Genomic DNA, 21256 nt, shown 5'->3' with positions numbered 1-21256 from the left:
TGAACCAATCTACGAATCGTCCATTTATTTTGTCAACCCAAAAGAAGCCTCTCAGACTCCGGTCAGCGCCTGTTCGAGGTCCCGCCACAGGTCGTCGGGACTCTCGATGCCGACCGACATCCGCACCAGCCCCGGCCCGATACCGGCCAGTTCCATCGCCCGTTCGTCCAGCTCCCGGTGGGAGGTACTGGCGGGATGCGTCACCAGCGTCTCCACACCGCCGAGGGAGAGCGCCAGGCGCGCCAGCCGGACGCCCTCGACGAACCCCTGCCCGGCCTCCCGGCCCCCGGCCAGCTCGAAGGAGAGCAGCCCGCCGCCGCCCGAGAGCACCTTGCGCGCCATGGCGTACGAAGGTCCTCCGGGGAGCCACGGCCAGTGGACGGCGGTGACGGCCGGATGGGCCTCCAGCCGGGTGGCCAGCAGGGCGGCGTTGGCGCAGTGCTCCCGCATCCGCAGGGGCAGGGTGGCGATGCCGCGCAGGGTCAGCCAGGCCGCGAACGGATCGGCGGCAGCGCCGAGTTCGACCGTGCGGGGCCATATCCGGCGCCGCAGTGCGTCGTCGGCGAAGACCGCCGCCCCGCCGAGGACGTCGGAGTGTCCGGCCAGGTACTTGGTGGTGGAGTGCAGCACGATGTCCGCGCCGAGTTCCAGGGGTCGGCACAGGACGGGCGAGGCCAGGGAGTTGTCCACCGCGCCGATCACGCCGTGGCGGCGGGCGGCGGCCAGCAGGCCGGGCAGGTCCGGGACCCGGCCGGTCGGGTTGGCGACCGTCTCCAGCAGGAGCAGCCTGGTGCGCGGGCCCACGTACGATTCGAACTCGGCCACCTCGTCACCGCTGATGTAGCGGACCTCGACCGAGTAGCGGTCGGCGAGGTCGGCAAGGGCCGCGTACGTCCCGCCGTACAGGCACCTTTGGGCGATCACCTGGTCGCCGGGGCGCAGGAGCGCGAGCAGGACTCCGCTGATGGCCCCCATGCCGGAGGCGAAGGCGATGGCGGACTGTCCGCCTTCGAGGTCGGCGAGGGTGTGCTCCAGGGCGCGGACGGTGGGGTTGCCGCGGCGGCTGTACACGTACGGGCAGTCCGGGCCGGCCATCGCCCGCGCGAGTTCGGCGGCGGAATCGAAGGCGAAGGCGGACGACTGGACGAGGGGGACGGACAGCGGCCGGCTGCCTTCGGCCTGCGGCTCGTGGACCACGTGCACGGCGCGGGTCCGGATGTCCTTCATGGCGTCTCCTCTTGATGCTGGCGGATACGGGAAAAGGGGCCGCCCGACGTCCGGGAAGGACATCGGGCGACCCCTGGCCGAGCGTCGTCTCACACGCCGGCCGTCTCGCCCCGCGGCGCGGGTGCGGAGGCGGGCGCGGCGGCGGGCTTGTCGCTCTTCATCGCGATGAGCGTGATCAGGGCGCCCACGGCCGCGATGCCGGCGGCGCCGAGGAACGCGGCCCCGAATCCGTCGGTGAGGGCGGGCAGGTTGCCCAGTTCACCGGCGCCCCGGGTGGTGGCGAGCGCGGTCAGCGCGGCGAGGCCGAGGGCCGAGCCCACGTTGTAGGTGGTGTTGACGATGCCCGAGGCCAGACCGGCCTGCTCCTGCGGTGCCCCGGACATCGCGGCCATCATCGACGGGATGTACGCGAGCGCCATGCCGAGGGCGGCGACGAGGGAGGCGGGCAGGACGTCCACCAGGAAGGTGCCGGTCGGCTCGACCGCGGACAACCACACCAGACCGGCGGCGAGGGCGAACAGGCCACCGGCGATCAGCGGCTTCGCCCCGAACCTGGCCATGAGGCGGGCGGTGATGGCCGTCATGAAGATCATCAGCAGGACGGTCATGGGCAGCAGCGCGGCGCCCGAGGCGAAAGCGCCGTAGTGCAGGACCTGCTGGAGGTAGAGGTTGAGGAAGTACCACATCGGGATCCAGGCGGCGCCGAGCAGCGTCATCGCCAGGTTGGCCGAGCCCAGGCGCGGGATCCGCCAGACACTGAGCGGCATCAGCGGCTCCCGCACGGTGCGCTGGATCACGAAGAAGAGGGCGAGCAGGGCGGCCGCGGCGACCAGTTCGAGCACGGTGGCGCTCGCTCCCCAGCCCACTTCGGGGGCCCGGACCACGGCGAAGACGGCGAGCGCGAGACCGGCGGTGACGGCGACCGCGCCGAGCACGTCCACCGATCCGCGGCGGGCCTGGACGGCGGGCAGCAGCTTGGTGGCGGCGAGGGTCAGGACGCCGATCGGGATGTAGATGATGAACACCCACGGCCAGCTGACCCACTGGGTGAAGACGCCGCCGAGGAAGACTCCCGCGGTACCGCCGGCCGGAGCGGCGGCGCCGTAGAGGGCCATGGCCTTGCCGAGTTCCTTCGGGTCGTGGCCGAAGAGCATCATCAGCAGGGTCATGGCGGAGGGCGCGATGAGCGCACCGCCGACGCCCTGGACGGCGCGGCCGGCGATCTCGACCCAGGCGGTCTGCGCGGCGGCCGCGAGTACGGAGCCGACGATCATGGTCGCCCAGCCGGTGGCGAAGATCTTGCGCGCCCCGAAAAGGTCGGAGAGCCGGCCGCCCAGCAGGAGCAACCCGCCGAAGACGATGACGTAGGCGTTGAAGACCCACTGCAACTCGCCCTGCGAGAAACCGAGGTCCTTCTGCATCTCGGGGAGTGCGACCCCGATGATCGAGGTGTCCATGATGACCATGAACTGGGCGGCGGCGAGCACGGCAAGTGCCCACCAGCGCCGGGGATTGACGGTTGACATTGCCCTGACTCCTCTCCTACACATACCCCTAGGGGGTACCTTCGGGGAGCACCGTAGCATACCCCCTGGGGGTATGTAAGGCCGGTATTCCGGCCGCGAGGAGCCGAGAGGATCCGAGAGGAGAGGCGCGATCCGAGCCCGATGGTTGATCATGGTGCCCATGGAGCACCCGTCACTTCCCACCACCGAGTCGGCCGTGACCGCCGTACGCGAGATCGCCGACGCGTACCGCCTGACGATGACCGTCGCCCACGACATCGGCGCGGACCAGACCGCGCGCCGCTCATCGGCAGAACTCTTCAAGGCGACCGACCCCGACGGCACCCTCCCCCACGAGGCGTTCATCGACCTCACGGGCCGCCCCACGGTGTCGGTCCGCCTCTTCCCCGAGGACGACGCCCTGATCACCGTCGAGGGCGTGGAGTTCCACGACGTCCCCCGCGACGCCGTCCCGGCGTTCCTCCGCTCGGTCTACGGCGGCCTGGCCCACGTGACGGCCCGCTTCTTCCCCCCGGGCTACCGCCTCACCATCCCCCTCCCGGGCGACGAGACCTACCGCGAACCCCTCTCCTCCCTCACCCTGACCCCCTGGCTCACCTCGATCCTCCGGCCCTGACGCCTACGTGCTGGGCAGCGCCGACGGTGAGCGGCCGGCGGGCGACGGCGGGCCGATGCGCGGTCCGGTCTTGCCCCCCGGATCGGCATCGCGCCGAACACGAAGGTGCCGTCATCGGTGTAACGCAGCACGAAACGCCGCTCTTACCAAGCAGATGTCGGCGAGCCGGATCGCCCAGGGCGCTGCCGGGCCGTCACCGGGCGGGGGTGGAGGGCTCCGGCTGCCAGCGAGCTCACGGCGTGCCGCTCGCACCGTCGCCTGGCCCGGTGCGCGCCAGCCTGCGACCGCTCCGGCCGGAACCCGTTCGTCACGCCGGGAACCTTGCGGAAGGACGTAACCTCGGCGGTACCGGAGGCCGCGCTGGGCCCCGGGGGACCGAGGGAGCGCGAGGACAGGAACGTGAACGACCCCTTGCGCGAGCCGCTCTTCTTCCAGGACCCCTACTCCACCTATGACCGCTTGCGCAGTGCGTCGCCGGTGCAGAAGATCCCCGCCGGGTCCCAGGGCCACCACGCGTACCTGGTCACCGGTCACGCGGAGGCCCGGCAGGCGTTCACCGACCCCCGCCTGTCCAAGGACACCGCCCGCTTCTTCGCCGGACGGCCGTCCGGGCGCGACCTCCACCCGGCCGTCGCCAGGAACATGCTGGCGAGCGATCCTCCCGAGCACACCCGTCAGCGCGAGGCGGCGGCGCCGTTGTTCACCACCGGGCGCGTCACGCACCTGCGCCCGTACATCGAGGAGGTGGTCGACCGCCTGCTGGAGGGGTGGACGGCGGGCGCCGAGGTCGACCTGGTGAAGGGGCTGGCGGTTCCCCTGCCGGTCACCGTCATCTGCCAGTTGCTCGGTGTGCCGGAGTCCGATCGCGACATGGTCTCCCGCTGGTCCAACGACCTTTTCGACGCGGGAGATCCGCACACCATCGACACCGCGTCACACGCCATCGGCGAGTACATGACCGACCTCGTCCGCGCGGCCCGCGACACACCCGGGGAGGGGCTGCTCCACTCGCTCCTCCGGCGCGGCGAGGCAGGCCTCCTCGACCAGGACGACGTCACGTCCCTCGCCGTCCTCCTCCTGGTGGCCGGGCACGAGACCACCACCCACTTCATCGGGAACTCCGTCCTGGCCCTGCTCCAGCACCCGTCCTCACTCGCCCGGTTACAGCAGGACCCCGGCCTGATCGGCAGATCCCTGGACGAACTGCTGCGCTACGACTCGCCCGTCGGAATCGCCACCTTCCGGTACAGCACGCAGCCGCTCCGGCTCGGCGGGGTCGAGATCCCCGCGGGCTCCGCGGTACTCATCGCTCCCGGAGCGGCGAACCGTGACCCCGCCTCGTTCGCCGAGCCGCAGCGACTCGACCTCGACCGCGACGCCGGCGGCCACCTGGCATTCGGTCACGGAATCCACCGGTGCCTCGGCGCACCCCTGGCGCGGGCGGAAGCGGAGATCGCCCTCCGCGCGCTCATCACCCGCTTCCCCGGCTTGCGTCTGGCCATCGCCGAGGAACAGCTCGAATGGCGTCGCACCCGCCTGACCCGCGGCCTCACGTCCCTGCCGACCGTGCTCTGACCGACCGGCTCCCGATCGGGTAGACGGCGGTCAGCGCGGGCCGGAGTCACTCCTTGCTCAGCCGCACCGCGTCTCCCGCCCCTCCGCCCGCGAGGTGGGCGAGCAGCGCGGATCGGGCGGGCCCGGCTCGACCTCCCCCAAGAAGGCCGCCGCCTCGGCCGGGCACAAGCCCGGTCCAAGAGGCGGCTCCATGATGCCGGCGCTACATCAGGACATGCGTCCGGCCGGCGTCACCGCTTACCCACTACCCCACACGACAAAGCGGCAGTTCAGGCGCTCTTTGCGATGGGCTCAAGGATCGCGACGCACTCCACGTGGTGGGTCATCGGAAAGATGTCACGCGAAACGGCAGTCGACATAATCGCAGGTCAGCACCGGTATACGGCTCCTCTGAGCGCCCCTTTGACCGCTTGGAGCGTCAAATGAGCGTCACGAACAGCCAGCGGGGTGCTCCTGGCGGGCCGCAGCAGCGAGATCTTCCAACAGCACATCGGCTACCAGCTCCTCGACCACGGCGATGTCGTGCTCCGCCATGGCTTCGGCCAACTCGGGATCCCACGGTGCTCCGGTGATGCGCCCCGGTTGAGGACCGTGCGCGTTGCGGACGATCGCGGATCGGTAGTCTGCCGCCGTCATGCACCAGGGGTGCGCCCCTGTTTTCTCCATGACGTATGCGGCAATGCGGATGCCTTCGCCATCGAAGTCACCGTGGTAACGGAGAGCAGCGCCTTGGTCCGCGAGTAGGCGCAGGAGCTGGATAGCTGCGCTGTTGGGCCAGCCGGACGTGCAGACAAGCGGCGGGCAGCTGGAGCCGAAGCGACGGAGGGCGAGGGCCAAGATACTGGGGTTCTCCACTACGTGGACGACGAGTGGGGCAGGGGTGGCGGGCAGGGTGAGCTCGCCCGGGCTCCTGACGTGGGCGAGGGTCAGGCTGGCGGCCTGGCCGGCCTCCGTGCACAGGCGGGCCACACGGGCGAAAAGGCCGTCGCCGCCAGGGCGCAGTCCGCCGGCGATGACGGTGGCGGACAGCTCGTCGTCGGCGACGCCAGCGCGGGACCACAGGGCGCGCCGTTCCGCTGCGGACTGCGGCGGAGCAATGTCGTACAGAGTCGCCAGGGCACGCAGGACGAGGGTGGAGACGGGTGCGCCGTCGTCGAGAGCGTGGGCGTGGCCGTTCAGGACTCGGGCGGCGAAGACGGGCAGGGGTTCGGCCTGGCCCGGTAGTTCGGCGAGCACCTTGAGCGTGTCGGTGAGGAGCGTACGGGTACGTTCCGCCGAGCCGCCGACCAGTCCCGCGGCTCGACAGGACGCAGCCCAGTCGGCGAGCACCGGCTGCGCCCGTACCATGTCGTGACCAGCCAGCCAGGCCCACAGACCGGCGCGTTCGTCCTCCTGGCGGCGGCGTTCACCGGCTCTGTCACCGAGTGGGCCGATGAGTTCGGCGACGACTTCTCGTATGGTGCGGCCGGAGAGTTCGGTGACGGCCTCCTCCAGGCGGGCCAGGGCCACGGAGGGCCGGGGGTCCGGCAGTCGATCCAGGCCGAGGAGGTCCGCGAGGGCTTCGCGCTGGGTCTCGTCCAGCAGTCCGAGGCGTACGCGTGTGACGGGGCGGCCGGAGGAGAGACGGTCGTGGACCGTTTGCCAGACGGGATGGAGTTCGGGGCGGCGAAGGGTCGCGTCACCCAACGCGAGATGCTCCCGAGAGGTCGTCCCGCCGGACACGGGGTGGTCTCGCAAAGTCATCCTTCCTCCATTCCGGTGCCGTTCCAGACGAAGCGCGCGCTGGTGACGGCGTCGTCTCCGTCGGTCAGGAGTTGGTGGACGGCGATGCCGGGTAGCTCCCTGTAGTTTCCCCACTCGTGGTCGGAGGTGATCATGAGGTCCAGATCGAGTGCGGTGAGCAGGGCGAAGACCTGTCCGCGGTTGACGGTGTCGACGCCGACGAAGACCTCGTCGAGGAGGATCGGGCGGGGGGCCAGGGGCACGTCCTCGTAGTGGGCGGCGACGGCGGCGAACAGGGGCAGGTGCAGTGCGATGGCTTTCTCCCCGCCGGAGAGCGCACCGTGCAGCCGCTTGGTCAGGGGCTGCCAGCCGCTCCCGTCCGCCCGGTCGAGGCGGACGGTGAAGGTGTGCCAGGCGGTGTAGTCGAGCACCTCGCCGAGGTGCTCCTCCCAGCTCGCGGCCGTGTCGCTGCCCTTGGCCTCCTCGATGCGGGCACGGAAGAAGGCGTGCAGGGCCTCCCGATCGGACTCGGTGACCCGACCGGGATCCTTCAGGAGCAGCTGGCGGGCGGTGCGGGTGCTGTCGGGGAGGTCCGGGCGGACGTCCCAGACGAGCTGGACGGCGACGTTGGAGGCGGTACGGACCCGCTCCAGGTGCCCGTTCATGTGCGCGACGAGTTCGCCGGCCCGGCGGATGCGGGCGGCGAGGTGGCGGCGGATGTCACCGGTAAGGATCTGGTCGAAGAGGCGCCGTTCGGCGGTGCTGATGTCCTCGCGGCTGCGGTCGCGCTCCTGGGTGAGCGCGGCGAGCAGACCGGTCGCCCCCACGCGGACGCCCTCCAAGGTGGCGGTGAAGAGCTGGATGTCGTCGTCGGGCTCCAGCTCCAGGTCGGCGCGGACGCCGAGGTGGCGGCGGGCCTCGTGGACGGCTTCGGAGAGGCGGGTGGCGGCGTCGCCGAGGTGGCGCGGGGCGTGCGGGACCTGGGGCCACCGTGCCGCCATGGCGCGCGCGGCCTCCAGAGTGGCCTTGGTGCCGTCCCCGGCGTCGAGTTCGGGTACGACGCCCGCGTCCTCGGCCAGACCCACCAGGCACAGGTGCCGGAACCGCCGCGCCGCGCCGTCGCGGGCCTCGGCTGCCTTCTCCTGCCGGTCGGCGTCCTGGCCACTGGTGGCCCTCAGCTCTCCGATGCGGCCTTCCAGGCCCAGGAGGAGCTCGGCTGCCTGGCGGGCTTCCTTGCCGCAGCGGACCCGTTCGGCACGGGTCTCCGCAACGCGCGCGACGATCTGCCGGTAGTCCGCGCCGACCGTCTCCTCCACCGCCTTCAGGCGTGCCGTCATACCAGCCGCCTTCGCTTCCGCAGCGGCCGCGTCGGCGGTCTGCTTCTCCGCGCGAAGGCGTGACCGGTCCGCCCGTGCGGCCGTCTCACCAGCCCTTTCAGCGGCCGCGATCGCGTCGATGCGGGCGTCCATCCAGGCATCGGCGAGGTCGCGGAAGCTCTCCACGTCGCGGCCGAGTTCGCGCAGCCGGTCGCGGTCCGTGGGCAGTCCGTGTTCGGCGGCCCTGTGGCTCAGCGTGCGCAGTGCGCCGGCCACGTCACCCTCGCGTGCGGCCAGATGCTCGGTCGCGTCACGCACGGCGTCGTCCCGGGCGGCCACCTTCTCCTCGGCCCGGTCCCAGTCCCGTCGGCAGGCGTCGAGTTCCCGGTGGTCGGGCCGGGCGGCGCGGTCCTCCGCCAGCCGGGCGGCGCGGGCGCCGAGTTCCCGCAGCCGGTCGGTGAGGGTGGCCAGGGAGGCGTCCTTCTCGGCGATCAGATCGGTCAGTTCGGCGATCTCACGCTGCTTGGCCCGCTGCCGGGCGAGGGCTCCGATGTGGGCGGGCTCCGGCTTGCTCCAGGAACCCGTGGCCGGCGCGAGGCGCCAGGCGCCGTCGGAGGAGACTGCCGCAGGGTGACCGCCGGGCAGGGTAGTGCCATACGCGATGCCGGCGAGGATGCGGGTCACCGTGCCGACCGGTACGGGAATGTCCTCCTCGGGCCTCAGCACGTCCAGCAGGCTGGAGCCGGGGGCGGTCGTGGCGAGGCCGACCTCGACACGGGTGTCGTGCCCAGGAAGGGTGAGTCCTTCGGATGCGCTCACCCATGCGTCCAGGAGGCCCGACGCCTCCAGTGCCGCTTCCACCCCGGCCTGTGCGGGGAGCGGGACGTCCTCGTGGAAGGCGATCAGCCGCCACAGCGGCGCGCCCGCCGCAGCCGTGCGGACGGTGGTGCGGGTGGGTGGAGCGACGGGCTGGAGATCGGTCTCGCCGCTGAGCTTGCGCCTCCGCGCGTCGAGCAGGTCACGTTCCTGCTCCAACCCCTGTTGCGCCGTGCGGACTCCGGCCCGCTCCGTGGTGATCTCCTGGTCCAGCGGTCGTGCGACCGTTTCGACCAGCTCGCGCACGTCTGCCTCGACGGCCGCCCTGGCGGCCAGTTCATCGAGGTCGGGGATGCGCAGCTCCGTGCAGTCCCGGGCCCAGGCGAGCAGCCGCTCCGCCTGGGCTGCCAGGGCTTCGTCCCAGGCGGCGGCGGTCGTGTCGCGGTGGGTGATCGCGTCCGCGAGCCGGGTTCGGGCCTCGTCCAGCAGGCCCTCGGCGGTACCCCGGTCGCGTACCGCCCGGTCGTGCGCGTCGATCGCGTCGGTGATGTCGGCGACCTGCTGCCGTCGGGCGGTAACCGCGCCCCGGAGCAGTCGGCGGGCGGCGGTGCCAGGAGCATCGGACCGCCTGCTCCCCGTCCTGACCGGGGTGTTCGCCGACTCGTTGCCGAGGGGCTTCACCTCCCCTTCCGCGTCCAGCATCGTCTTCACCTCGTGGTGAATGGACTCCATGCCTGCGGCCCGGGCCGAGCGGTGCGCGTCGTCCGCGGTCGCGCGGGCGTGTTCGTCGCGCGAGCGGGCGTGTCCCGCGACCTCGTCGGCGTGCTTCCGGTCCTCCTCCGCCTCGGCCTCGGCGGACCGGGCGGCGGTACGCAGCTCCGCGGCGGCCGCGACCTGTTCCTCGGTGCCGCGGCGGAGCCGGTCGAGCTCCTCCCCCTTCTGGTAGGCGTCGCTCTCCCGAAGCCCTTCGACGATCTCGTCCAAGGCGTGCGCCCGTAGTTCCAGCTCCTCGCGCAGGGCCAGGGTGGAGGCGCGCTCCTCGCACGCCTTCTCGTACTCCTCGGCGCTGACGCGGGCGTCCCGTGTGAGGTCGTCCATCTCGGTGGTCGCAGAGATCAGCGCTGCCGCGCCGGCCCGCAGGACCCGACGGGCGTAGGCGCGCTGCCGGGAGGCGACGTTCCCGGCGGCCGTCACCTCGGCGTCGAGCCGGTCGAGGTGGTCCCGCTGTCGGTCCAGGCGCTCGAAGCCCTCGGCGAGCTCGGTGATCTCTCCTTCGCCGAGCGGGGGCAGGGCGCGGGACAGCAGGGTGGACAGGAGGGAGGGGTCGAGCCGTTCGGACAGCTTGGGCTGGCGGAGCTGGAGCAAGGCGGAGAGCAGGGACTCGTACCGCTGCTCGCCCATGCCCGCGAAGAGTTCGCGCCGCACAGTGGCGCGGTAGTCGGTGGCTGCCGGATGTACCTCGCCGCGGTCGCGCAGGGCTTCGGTGAGGGCCGCCTTGGTCAGGGGCTGTCCGGTGTCGTTGACGAGGTGAACCCCGTCGGGGTGGGCAATCCGGGCGGTGGTGGTGAAGTAGTCGGCGTGCGCCGTGGTGGTGTGCACGCTCGCGTGCAGGCGGGCTCCGCAGCCGAACCAGTGCTCGGTGCCGTCGTCTCCGACGCGGCGGAACTCCATCCACACATACCCAACACGGGTCTTTCCGGTCGCCCCCTGGCCGAGCAGGTTCCAGTGCATCGTGCGCTCCGAACCGCCGAACGTGGAGAGGCGGTTGGGGCGGAGGCTGGCGTCGAAGAGGAAGGGGAGCAGCAGTTCCAGGGCCTTGGACTTGCCGGTGCCGTTCTGACCGCGCAGCAGCAGGCGACCCTGGTGGAAGGTGAAGGTCTCGTCGTAGTAGCGCCAGACGTTGAGGATGCCCGCGCGATGGGGCTGCCAGCGTCCGCGGCCGGTATCCGCCTCGTGAACGGGTGACGGTTCGATGGTCTCCTCGGGCCGTCGCTGGAGGGGGAGTTCCGTCACGCTCACTGCTTGTCTCCTTCTCCGGCGCTGCCGGCGGCGGTCACGGCTGGCGGATCGTTCTTCGGGGCTGGGCCGGTGGTCTCCGTCAGGCGGTAGCGGTACGCGGCCGGTCGCGCGACGACGCGGTCTCGGGCCCTGGCTGCCAGGCCGACGTCGAGCAGGATCCGTACGGCGTCGTCAGCGAGGCGGGCCGGGCCTTCCTCCGACTGGTACGCCTTGGCCCAGCCCGGGAAGCGGCGCAGCAGCTCTGCTCCGGCCTCGGCCAGCTGCTCGGGCAGCAGGCCTGCAGGCGTGGCGCAGAGCGGTGCGAGGAGGAGTAGCGCGGCGACTCGGGCTGTGGAGGTGTCGTCGGGGAAGCGGACGTCGGTGGCGATGGCGTCCGGGTCGACGAGTAGAAAGCCCTCCGCCCGTTCCTCCAGGATGAAACCGGCCTGTTCGACAGAGCGGCGCAGGATCTGGCGGCCGGTCAAGGAAGTGACATAAGCGAGCTCGTCGTCGGCGAGGTCGGTCCGGTAGAGCACGGGATCGTCGAAGAGGCGGCGCAGCACCGAATGGCGCAGCCGCAGGTTGCGCTGGGCGTCCGTGGTCGCGGCGGTCTCGGCGTGCGTATCGTCGGCAGAAGCGCCTCCGTAGCGGCGCTCCCTGACCAGGTCGGCGAGGAGTTCCTCGAACCGCGCGGGCACCTCCTCCGGAGGCACGGCGAGCCGGGAGGCGCCGACCGGTGCGGCGGGCAGCCGCATGAGCAGTGTGTTGTCCACGCGGTAGAGGACCTTCGCCTCCGCGGAGTCGACGTACGTCTCGGTCGTACCGTCCACCACACGCAGCACGTCGTACGACTCCAGCAGCTTCAGGACGTCGACGAACGCCATGCGCTCCGGCCGGCGGACCGGGTCGAACCCCGCCAGCGCGCGGTCGGCCGCCATGGCCTGGACGACGCGGTCGGCGAGCATGCCGATGGTCGTCATCGGCATCGACAGCAGCTCCGCGGCGGTCACGCACAGCAGGACGTACCGTCGGCGGTCGAACGGGGCCCGGCCGGAACGCGCCCGGCGAGCGGGGCGGGAGCCGTCGGGGTTGACTCGGACCTTGGTGAGGCGGGCGTAGCCCCGGCGGGGCTCCACGACCAGATTCCAGCCGCAGGTGTAGTCGAACCAACGAGCCAGCGGGTCACGGCGGCGGCGCACCAGATCGAAACCGGTCGGGTCGGCTGCCTCGGTGAGCAGCGGGCGGGCCAGAAGGAGGCGGATGGCACGGGCGACCTCCTCCCGTTCGGCGGAGGCCAGTTGGTTGGCGAGGGTGCTCATCCTGCGGCCTCCTGCCCCGTGGCGGCGCGGACTGCCGGGAAGGAGATCGCCCCGCCCACGGCCGTGACGTGGATGACGTAGTCCGGTCCTGCCATCGTCCCCTGCACGGTACGCAGTACGGCGGTGCGCCCGTCGGGGGGCGGCGACAGCGCCACCTCCACCCGGCCGTCGCCGGTCGTGGCCCGTCGCCGGCCACCCGCGTCCGGCCGGGCGGCCAGCGCCCGGCCCAGCAGATCGAGGAGACGGTCGAAGGCCGCGGGGTCGAGGGTGCTGAAAGAGGAGAGCCGTACCGGGCCGTCCGTCTCCAGCGCCTGCCAGGCGCGTGCCAGCTCCGCTCGCTCCGCCCGGGCCCGCTCGGCGCGTTCCGCCCTGACCGCCGCAACGTCCCGCACCGTGGCCGTACGAGTGAAGCGTTCGGTCCGTCCGCTGGTCCTCAGCAGGGCCGACACCTGTACCGGCGGCGCCTCGGACCAGGAGTGGGACGAGGGGATCAGCTCCGGGTCCGGGTGGGCGAGGTGGGCATGGCGGGCCGGGCCGAGGCCGAAGGCGGCCGACCACAGCCGGTGCAGGTCCTCCTCTTCGGGAGCCGCAGCGAACCAGCGCGCGAGCTCCCGGAAGTCCTGTACGGCGCTGGAGGGGCGGCGCCGGGACTCGTTGATCCGCTCCAGCACCTGCAGGAGGGAGACGATGGCGCGCCGGGCGATGTCGTGCAGCTGCTCGATCCGGGGGCGCGCCCCGTCGTCCGGCAGGAACCAGGCCCTCAGCCCCGCCCAGCGCGCCCGCCGGCTCTCCAGCCAGTCGGCTGCCGGGTCCTCTCCCGGGGTCGGGGGCAGCTCGGCACCGCGCAGGGCCCGCTCACGCAGCACCGCGATGCCCCGCTCCTCCACGCGGGCCACGGCGGCGGCCACCGTCTCGCCGCGCCGGTCGAGATTGACCAGGAACTCCTGGAGATACGCGACGGTGGCGGCCTTCACCTCACGGAACACGTCCAGATCCACTCCTTCGGCGCGAAGGAGCCTCTGCAACTGGCCGTTGAAGGCCTTGGTGTTCTCCACCAGGCCCTCCAGATGACCCTCCAGCTCCCGCAGGGTGCTGAAGATCCGTCGGTCGGCCTCGGCAGGTTCGCCTGACAGGAGGGTCAGTTCGTCGAGCCGATCGGCGATCGCCTCCAGCACCGCGGTCTGCAGCGCCCCCGTGGAGGCCAGCACCTCCAGGGCGTGTCGCACCCCGGCGAGCGCGGCCTCGCCCCGGCGGGTCAGCGAGTAGTGCAGGTTGCGCCGCTCGTACTCCTCGGCCGTGCGGTAGTTCTGGGCGTGGTTGTGGACCACGTCGAGGAGTTCCCACTTCACCAGCCGTTTCAGCGTCTCGTGCAGTTCCTCGTCCTCGAGGTCCGAGACCCAGCCCACCGCACGCAGCCGCTCCCGTACGCCGTCGAGCCCGAGCGCGGTCTCCAGGTGCTCGCCGGCCACCCCGAAAGCCTCGAGCACGGCGCCGTTCAAGTCGGCCGTCTCCCCCGTGGTGAACCGGAACATCTCCGGCGGAACCCTGCGCATGCTGGTACGTCCCCTCCGCCGCCACCCCTGCGGCACGTCGGCGCCCGCGTTAAGGGGCGGTCCGAAATCACGTTCTCGAGTCGCTGTCATCATTCTCATGGCAGTCACGGCCGAGGATTACTCCGTGCTCTCGAACGGGTAGACAAGGCTCTGCGCGCCCCGGATGCCGGAGACGAGTACGTTGCTGATAGGACGGTAGGGCAGGTGCTTCAACGGCTCCAGGATGATCCGTACGGTGACCGGTGCGGCTCCGGCCTCCAAACCGGAGACGACCACAAGGAAGAAATCGTCGCTTCCGATCGCCCGCTGGAACTCCGCAGGGGTGAGCTGGATCGTGTCCGGCTCGGCACCGCCGTACGTCTTGAGTTCGTAGAACCGGGCCAGCTCGTCCACTGCGTCCGCCCCCAAACCGTGCTGAGCCCTCAGGTCACGCAGCTCGGTCTCGTCCAGCGCCAGAGCCCGGCGTACGAGGTCCAGTGCCGCCTTCTCCTGCTCCACGGCCGTATAGGGACGTGCGGCGGTGCGCTGCTGGGGGACGGCCGAGCCGGACCGGGGCTGGGGCAGGCCGGCCGGGCCCTTCTTCGGGGCGGTGCCCGTTGCGGGCCCGGCCCCGGATTGCGGTGCCGTGAGGTTTCCCCGGTCCACGACGAGACGGAGGGTCGCGGGATCCACCAGTCGGCGGAACGAAGCGGGGGGCCGCACGGCCGGGACGGAGGGGCCCCGGCCGTGCGGGACCGCGGGTAGTGCGGGCGCCCGGCCACTGATCGTCGACGGGGCTCCCGCAACCGGACGCCTTTCCCGTCCGCTCGTCCGGCCGCGTCGGTCCGCCTCTTCCCGCATCTCCATGAGCCGGCGATCGCGTTCGGCGACGGCGGCTTCCTGTTCACGGCGGACCTGATCCTCCGCGAGGCTCAGGTCCACGGCAGTGCGGCCCCGCTCCGCCCGGTCACACGCGGCGGTCCAGGCGAGGGCCGCCGCCCTGCGGTGTCCAGGGAACTTGGCGGCGATCGAAGCACCGCCCGCAGAGGGCCGGTTCACCGCTGACAGGTCACGGACGTACAGGGTGCTGGAAGCCCAGTCGACACCGGCGTCGACGGATACTTCCACCGGAGTACCGGACAGTTCCACCCGGCAGATCAGGTCCGGTGCCACGCTCACCGTGAGTGTCGCGAGTCCGTCCCAGGAACCGTCCAGGCCACGGGCCACCTCCGGGGCGTTGCGTTGCAGGTCCTCGCGCAGATGGGTGACAGCCGCGCGGACCAGTTCCGTCGCGTCCGGATCGTGCGAAGCGACAACGGAGCTGTGCACACTGAGTTGCTCCACCCCGATCCACGTGAGGCGCAGGGCCCCGGCCAGTGGACGGAACTGCTCCAGCTCTGCTCCCGGCCGCCACACGGCGTGGTCACGGCCCAAGCCCTCGGCGACCATGGGGTCCTCGACCGCGTACACAGGCCGCTTGCTCAGCCATCCCTTGCTCGTGACCAGAGGAAGTCTTCCCAGCCGCCCGGCTGTCAGCTCCTCCGACCGGACGGAAGAGGGGCGACGGAGCATCTTCAGGGTCTCCAGGACTACCGATTGAGTGGTTCCCTCCGGAACGTTCCGCCGCTCCCTCCTGTCCTGCTGCGCCAACTCCCTGATCACCTTCACAGCGTCGTCGACGGTCGGCCGACGCGCCCCGAGCCGCGTCCAGAACGCCTCGCCACCGGTGAACACGGGAGCGAACGCTCGTGACGCTCCGAACAGTGGCTCGCCGATGAGGCACTCGCCCGGGCGCCGCCAGCCGGAGTTCGTGAGGACCAGCCCTTCGCCTGTTGAGAAGGCACGAAGGACTTCGCTGAACGGCATCTCTCCCGATCCGCCCGAAGTCCCCCTTCCGGTGGCGCGCTCGGCCAGGGCCTCGTAGACGATCAGTGCGGCGGGGGCGTTTCGTTCAGCCCCGTCCTTCTCCTCACGACGGAGCCGCCGCAGGCACTCGACGAGATCGCGGGTACGGGCGTCTCCGACGACGTCCAGGGCTCGGAGTACCTCGGTACGCCGACGTGCCTGCTCCTGGATGTCCGGATGCAGGAATTGGGCGTCCCCGTCCCCGTAGACGGCCACGGTGCCCGCGGTGCGGGTACGGAGCCGGAAGGGGCTGGACGGAGTGCCGTTCCAGTCGTCCAGCCAGGCCACCTCGCGCAGTTGCCAGAGCCATAGGGCAGCCGTCCGCCCTCGGTCGTGCCATGTGTGGTAGTCGAAAGCCGCACTGACCTCGGCATGTTCGGAGAAGCGACTCCATGAACGGCCGAGTACGTGGAGAAACGCGGCCGCCCTGCGTCGGCGACGTGCAGAGTCGTCGTCTTTCGCGATATCGGTTGCCACCGCATACAGGTCGGGGCAGTCGTAATCGTTGAGGGTGTAGGTCGCGCGAAGAGCCTCCAGCGCTTTCGTGCGCGCCTTCGAACCCGAGGCGAAGACTGAGGGAAGTCCTCTGGCGCCTCGTTCGAACCGCGAGTGCTGTCCAGGATGACTGCGCGGCCGGGGAGCCGTCTCGGCTCCAAGCAACCGGAGAAACCTCAAGGCTCCGATGCTGCCGCCTTGCAACACCTTGGCGTAACGCGATCGCAGCCACGCCGGGCCGGAAGTCGAGCCGGCGGCGAAGGCGAAGCTCTCGTCGTGCTCGGCGCTGTCCAGCCCGGACGGAAGATAGGCCCGGGCGGGTGCGATCTCCACGTCCTCCCGCGCTCCATCGGTGGTGTAACGGTGGCCTTGGAGCCGGACTGCCAGCCCGACCTTCCTGCCCCACAGCTCACGGCGGCTCTCCGGTACGTGTGCGAAACCGTCCCGCAGCGCCACGAGCTGCTCATCCGTGAGGACAAGCCCAGCTCCACCTCGCGCACCCCCGAAGTCTGCGAGACGCTGAATCACCGCTGCCGGGTCGTCGTCGTTGAGCAGTACCCCTTGCTTGCCGAGCCATTCCCGGACCGACCGCGCGTCGTCGGTGTCAGCCAGAAAGTCCGGGTGGATCTCACGGGTGAGCCCCAGTTCGAATCCCAGCCCACGAGGAGTGGCGGCGAACAGCACGGGTACAGAGCCGCACATGCCGTACCGCGTACCGGAACTGTCCACGAGCCAATCACGTGACGACAGGAGGCCGCTCCAACCCGCTTCGATGACTCGCGCGACCAGTCGGACCGTCGCTCGTGGTGATCGGCTCCCGTCGCCAAGGAGGTCCAGCGTGTCGTACACCTCGACCCGGGCCGGTGCGCCGACACCGTTCTCCTCCCAATCCGACAACACCTCCCGCCACTTGCCGTCCGGGTCTCGCATCGCTCCGGGCAGCGCGGCGGGCACGTCAGCCAGACGGGCGACCTCCTCCTCGGTCACGGCACCTTCGAGTTCTTCGTCCTCCACGGCAAGCGATTCGAGATCGAGGAGACCCTCCCCCGGGACCTCCAGGAGCAGCTTCGCGGACACCAGACGCCGGGCGTGGTCGAGCAACCGCTGTTCCATCGCAGCAGCCGGATTGCGCCCGTCACGGACGTGATCCGGCAGGGGAACAGCACTCCAGGCGTTCACCGGATCCTGCCTGAACTGCCGCAGAACGGCTGCCGTCCACAGATCGGCCACCAATGGAACGAGCGCACGGTTCCACGGGGTTTCGTCGAGCGCCTGCCGGCTGGCGAGCGGGTCGAACTGCGCACTCGTCCAGAGGGCCGGCCCGATCTCCTGAACCGGCAGACCGACGTGGATCCGTCCGGGACCGCCGTGTCCGAGCGGGAGGGCGACGGCGAGAGTCGTGGTGGGTCCGGCAGCCTTGTGCGCCCTGTCGATGCCCGAGGGACTGGGCACAGTGGTACGGCACACCAGCCATCGAGTCCCAGTGGCCGCACGGGCGAGGTGGGTCCCCACCTCTGCCGGTCCACCGCCGACCTCGGCCTCGAAGCCGGGTCCGGGCTCCCGGGATAGAGCGAGCCGGTGCCGGACGCCGCCCTGCGTATCCAGGTGCGTGACGTCGGATACGTGGTCGAGGAAGAGCAGCGCGCCGGAGGTCCAGGCAGCGAGCCACCCGTCGACGCTCTCCGCGTCGAGTGCACCGGGTGCAAAGGGAACGCGGAGCACGGTCCAGGCGTCGTCCGCGAACCAGTCCGGTACGACGAGCGGTTCGGCGACGGAGACATAGGGATCGCCGATGCGCACCCGATAGTGGCCGCTGTGCACTTCCAGATGGGGAGAAAGCGACTGCAGCGTCATCAGCCCGATGCCGAACCGCCCTGTGGATTCGGCTTCGTCCGCCTTGCTGGACAACCACGGCATGGCCAGGGCCACTACGTCCGGCAACCGCACCGGGGCACCGTTATGGGCAACGAGAAGGTCTCGCTCCCTGGTGAGGATGCGCACTTCTGAGGCGCCGAGATCCTCCGAGTTCTGCACGATCTCGGACAGACCCTGCAGTGGATCACTCGAAAGGTTGCCCGCGTGGTCCCGGGTCCGGCCGAAGGCGTGGCGAACCATCCCGGGCAGTGTCGCGAACCGTTTGCCCAGGTGCTCGACGGCTGCGGCCGTCGCTTCACCACCCTCCGGCTCCGGTACGGCGTTCGCGTCCCGCATTTCCTCCTGATCGAAGATGCGGTCGGCGAACCCGAGGGCCCGCGCGGCCGCCTTCGTGTCACGCGTTCCCATGTGCCTGGTCCTCGTCGTCCTCACCGGTGTCGAAGTCGAATGCGAGCTGCCCTGGGCCGTCTTCGACGCCGGTCCCTACGACCGGCCCCGCCGTCGGGTCCACCGCCTCCTCCTCGTCGTGCGGCAGCGCGTACTCGTCCGCGAGCCGTGCGAGGTGGAGAGCGAGCGGCAGGCCGAGCACGTCCCGGTAGTCGTCCTTGCAGATGCGCTGTTGGTGGACGAACGCGGCCCATGCCTCGGGGTCGTCGCCGGGCTGAAGGCAGGCCAGGGTGAGCTCCAGTAGCTCGGGGTTCCACGCGTTCACCGTCGGCCGGTGGGCGCTCCGGCCGGCGGGGTTGACGTGAGGGGTCAGCTTCGCGTCGTCGTTCGTCAACTTCGTCTGCGTGCTCGCCTTGTCCGCCGTGCTGTAGAAGACGCGGCCGGGGGCTCCGGGCTCGTCGGGCACCCACAGTCCCATGCCGAAGCCGCCCCGCTGTTGCCCGGCCAGCTCTTCCTCGCGCTCCTCCCGTTCCGCCCACCACTGGGGCGTCTCGTCACGGCCGCTGTCAGCGACCCTGACGACCCGGAGGTGCTTGCCGTAGAGACCGATTCGCTGCGCGGGGCCCCCGTCGAGGCCGATCCGATCCACCTCGAGCCCGCCGTTGGTGAGCCACGGCCAGCGCTTGCGCACGTCTTGTGCGTGGGACAGGACCAAGGTCGGCGTGCCGCGCAGACTCGCCAGGGTCCTCCTGATGAAGGCAGCCGTGACTGCCGACTGCTGCGCCGAGATCCTCAGGTCATTCCCCCGCACTCGTCCGGTCAGGATCCGGAGCAGGTCCGGGTAGGGCATCCACTCCGAGGTGTCCGCGGTCCGTCCGAGGACACATGGTGCGTCCGGCCGGAGCAGCACGGCGATCGGGGTGAACTGTGCCCTGCCCGTGGGACCGTCGACCCGGCGCTCGACCAGATGGAAGGCCACCTGGTTCAGACCGGAAGGGATGCGATCGCCGAGAGTGTGCTGGGGCACCAGGCGCATCCCGGTCTGACGAAGGCCGTCCGCCCAGGCTGCTTCGGCCCGCAGGGCTGCGTCCTTCTCGGCGTCAGCCGTGTCCATTGCGGTGTCCAGGGGGCGGATGAACTGGGTGACCAAGCCTGCGTCCGCGCACCCGAGCCGGATCGCATACTTGGGATCGGTACGCCTCGCGGGACCTTGGAACGCTTCGCTTCCTTCCAGCTCGACAAGGGCGATCCGAGCCCCGGGCACCTGCTCCCTCAGGCGGGTCATCGCCTCGGCGACCCGTCCGCGCCGCTCACGGATGGCCTGGTCGTGTTCCTGTCTCGCGCGCGGCGGCCGGTCCTCCGCTCCGAGCGGGGATCCCAGCTCGCCCAGCGGGTGGGCGTGGAGCCGCACGGTGAGCTCCTCGGCCTCCCACACCCATGTCTCCGGTCCTCGTTCACGCCGAAACTCTGAGAGTCCGAGCGCGCTCTCGGCGGTGGCGACGAGCCTGTCCCGCTGGTCGTCGGTCTGGTGAACCAGGAAGCCGACGAGATCGGTGCCGTCCAGCGTCGCGGCGAGCGCCGCACGCCGCACCCGTGCGTTGTCCACCGCGGTCCGTTCCGTCCGTTCCAGGAGGGCGGCGAGCTCTTCGGTGGTGGCGTTCTTTGGCATGGAGGGCCGCTTCGTGAGCTGTCTGACAGGCGGGCGACCATACCGGCTGCGCTGGAGCTTCGGGGCGGGGACGAACTCGGGGGCCAGCGCTTGCTCGGCCCACTCGATGAGACGGCGGCGTTCGCTGGGCATCAGTCCGGTCCCGATGGGGTGTCTGCCCATGGCGGCCTGGTGGCCGACCGCCAGCCTGATGCCGTCCTTCCCGTCCCCGATCCAGTGGTCGGCCTCCTTGACCAGTCGATCCACCGACGGGAGCCCGTCGAGCGCGGCGACGGCGGCGAGCATGCCACTGGGGCCGCCCTGCCTCCAATCCGTGGTCCCGTTGCGCCACTGCAGCATGGCAACCGAGAGTCGCCGGGACACCGGTGCGTCCGGCACGAGCGAGATCTCTGGCAGTAGGTAGACCGAGACCCCCTTGCGAAAGGGCATCCAGACCTTTCCGGTGACGAACCGGCGGATTCCCGCGCTGAGGTGAATCCGAGGAACCGGCGAGAACGGGACGGTGCGCACGCCGACGCGGAGGGTGGCCGCGTAGTACGACGGCTTGCGCTCGCCGCCCCTACCAGCGGGTCGGTATTCGATCGGCGGCCACGACATCAGTTCCGCGCTGCTGCTTCCGGCGTCGTACCCGCCGCCGGCGCCGGCGACCTGGTGGAAGGTGAGTTGCCGGCCTCCGTGCTCGTAGGCACCCTGACGTGCGATGCGTGCGGCCAGTTCGTCGGGGAGCAGTCGGTACACCAGACGGGTGGGCTTGGCGGTGCCACCGGGAGAAGGCTGTTGTTCGAGCAGGTCGATGGTGTCTGCGCGCCAGGTCAGGCTTCCGGTGTCCAGCTCGCGGAAGCACTCCGCGAGCAGACGCCGTGCGTCCGGATCCTCGGGATGGCGGGGGAGGTTTCTGAGCCAGGTGGCGGCGTAGAGGTTGGTCACCGGGGTGGGAAACGGCTCGGTGCAGTAGAGCCAGGGGGAGTCCGTTCCGAAGGTGGCGTTGGACGCCACGGTGACGACGTCCGGGGCGGTGGTGCGGATCAGCTGGTTGATCTCCCGGGTGGGGATGCGGCGTGGGCCGTGCCACCGGCCTTCCGGCCGGCCATGGTCACGCAGCTGGCCGAGCGGCTCCTCCCAGTGAGCGGGCAGCGAGAGGGTGTGCCGTAGGACGGGGAAAGGCCCCTGTGCCGGGTCAGGCATGTACGAGGCGGTCCGTACGTGCTGGTAAGCCATCTTGTGAGTCTCCTGATCGGAGGAAGGTGCGTGAACAGGTTCGGGGTGCGGATGGGGAGC

10 protein-coding genes are annotated in these 21256 nt (G+C 70.9%); 2 read left to right on the top strand and 8 right to left on the bottom strand.

The features are described 5' to 3' along the window. Nucleotides 1-51: 51 nt before the first annotated feature. The gene (locus ACIA6C_RS31385; protein WP_399280987.1) at nucleotides 52-1227 is read right to left on the bottom strand and encodes a trans-sulfuration enzyme family protein; all 1176 of its coding nucleotides are present in this window, start codon (nucleotides 1225-1227) and stop codon (nucleotides 52-54) included. Nucleotides 1228-1316: 89 nt separating this feature from the next. Continuing rightward, on the bottom strand, nucleotides 1317-2753 hold the full coding sequence (locus ACIA6C_RS31380) for an MFS transporter (protein ID WP_399280985.1): 1437 nt from the start codon (nucleotides 2751-2753) through the stop codon (nucleotides 1317-1319). Between the two features lie 160 nt (nucleotides 2754-2913). On the opposite strand from ACIA6C_RS31380, the gene ACIA6C_RS31375 reads away from it, so the two are divergent. Continuing rightward, a complete protein-coding gene (locus tag ACIA6C_RS31375) occupies nucleotides 2914-3369 on the top strand; it encodes a hypothetical protein (protein WP_399280983.1) in 456 nt (151 codons plus the stop codon). A 399-nt stretch (nucleotides 3370-3768) separates the two neighbouring features. After that, nucleotides 3769-4944 (top strand): cytochrome P450, encoded by a 1176-nt coding sequence (locus ACIA6C_RS31370; RefSeq protein WP_399280981.1) that lies wholly within the window; start codon nucleotides 3769-3771, stop codon nucleotides 4942-4944. Nucleotides 4945-5373: 429 nt separating this feature from the next. Here the strand turns inward: ACIA6C_RS31370 and ACIA6C_RS31365 are convergent, their stop codons facing one another. The 6 genes from ACIA6C_RS31365 to ACIA6C_RS31340 all read right to left on the bottom strand — a co-directional run bounded on the left by ACIA6C_RS31365 (nucleotide 5374) and on the right by ACIA6C_RS31340 (nucleotide 21196). Next, nucleotides 5374-6687 (bottom strand): TIGR02679 family protein, encoded by a 1314-nt coding sequence (locus ACIA6C_RS31365; RefSeq protein ID WP_399280979.1) that lies wholly within the window; start codon nucleotides 6685-6687, stop codon nucleotides 5374-5376. Further along, entirely contained in the window at nucleotides 6684-10817 is a 4134-nt protein-coding gene (locus ACIA6C_RS31360; RefSeq protein WP_399280977.1) for a TIGR02680 family protein, read from the bottom strand. The genes ACIA6C_RS31365 and ACIA6C_RS31360 overlap by 4 nt, the downstream gene beginning before the upstream one ends. Further along, nucleotides 10814-12115, bottom strand: coding sequence for a TIGR02678 family protein (locus tag ACIA6C_RS31355; protein WP_399280975.1), 1302 nt, complete (start codon nucleotides 12113-12115; stop codon nucleotides 10814-10816). Before ACIA6C_RS31355 ends, ACIA6C_RS31360 begins: the two co-directional genes overlap by 4 nt. Further along, nucleotides 12112-13668, bottom strand: coding sequence for a TIGR02677 family protein (locus ACIA6C_RS31350; RefSeq protein ID WP_399280973.1), 1557 nt, complete (start codon nucleotides 13666-13668; stop codon nucleotides 12112-12114). Before ACIA6C_RS31350 ends, ACIA6C_RS31355 begins: the two co-directional genes overlap by 4 nt. Before the next feature lie 117 nt (nucleotides 13669-13785). Next, nucleotides 13786-18330, bottom strand: coding sequence for a sacsin N-terminal ATP-binding-like domain-containing protein (locus ACIA6C_RS31345; protein ID WP_399280971.1), 4545 nt, complete (start codon nucleotides 18328-18330; stop codon nucleotides 13786-13788). Further along, nucleotides 18317-21196: a pPIWI_RE module domain-containing protein gene (locus tag ACIA6C_RS31340; RefSeq protein WP_399280969.1), complete on the bottom strand. Its 2880-nt coding sequence runs from the start codon at nucleotides 21194-21196 to the stop codon at nucleotides 18317-18319. The genes ACIA6C_RS31345 and ACIA6C_RS31340 overlap by 14 nt, the downstream gene beginning before the upstream one ends. Nucleotides 21197-21256: the final 60 nt, after the last annotated feature.

The sequence above is a fragment of the Streptomyces sp. NPDC051578 genome, assembly GCF_044454045.1.
In the GTDB taxonomy this organism is placed as follows: Bacteria; Actinomycetota; Actinomycetes; order Streptomycetales; family Streptomycetaceae; genus Streptomyces.
The sequence above is the reverse complement of the archived record's forward strand: the minus strand, read 5'-3'. Positions and strand labels throughout refer to the sequence as shown.

Bases quoted from the DNA above. Each gene is read 5' to 3' on its own strand.
- ACIA6C_RS31380 (WP_399280985.1), bottom strand. From the start codon at position 2,753: ATGTCAACCGTCAATCCCCGGCGCTGGTGGGCACTTGCCGTGCTCGCC.
- ACIA6C_RS31385 (WP_399280987.1), bottom strand. From the start codon at position 1,227: ATGAAGGACATCCGGACCCGCGCCGTGCACGTGGTCCACGAGCCGCAG.
- ACIA6C_RS31355 (WP_399280975.1), bottom strand. From the start codon at position 12,115: ATGAGCACCCTCGCCAACCAACTGGCCTCCGCCGAACGGGAGGAGGTC.
- ACIA6C_RS31340 (WP_399280969.1), bottom strand. From the start codon at position 21,196: ATGGCTTACCAGCACGTACGGACCGCCTCGTACATGCCTGACCCGGCA.
- ACIA6C_RS31375 (WP_399280983.1), top strand. From the start codon at position 2,914: ATGGAGCACCCGTCACTTCCCACCACCGAGTCGGCCGTGACCGCCGTA.
- ACIA6C_RS31345 (WP_399280971.1), bottom strand. From the start codon at position 18,330: ATGGGAACGCGTGACACGAAGGCGGCCGCGCGGGCCCTCGGGTTCGCC.
- ACIA6C_RS31350 (WP_399280973.1), bottom strand. From the start codon at position 13,668: ATGCGCAGGGTTCCGCCGGAGATGTTCCGGTTCACCACGGGGGAGACG.
- ACIA6C_RS31365 (WP_399280979.1), bottom strand. From the start codon at position 6,687: ATGACTTTGCGAGACCACCCCGTGTCCGGCGGGACGACCTCTCGGGAG.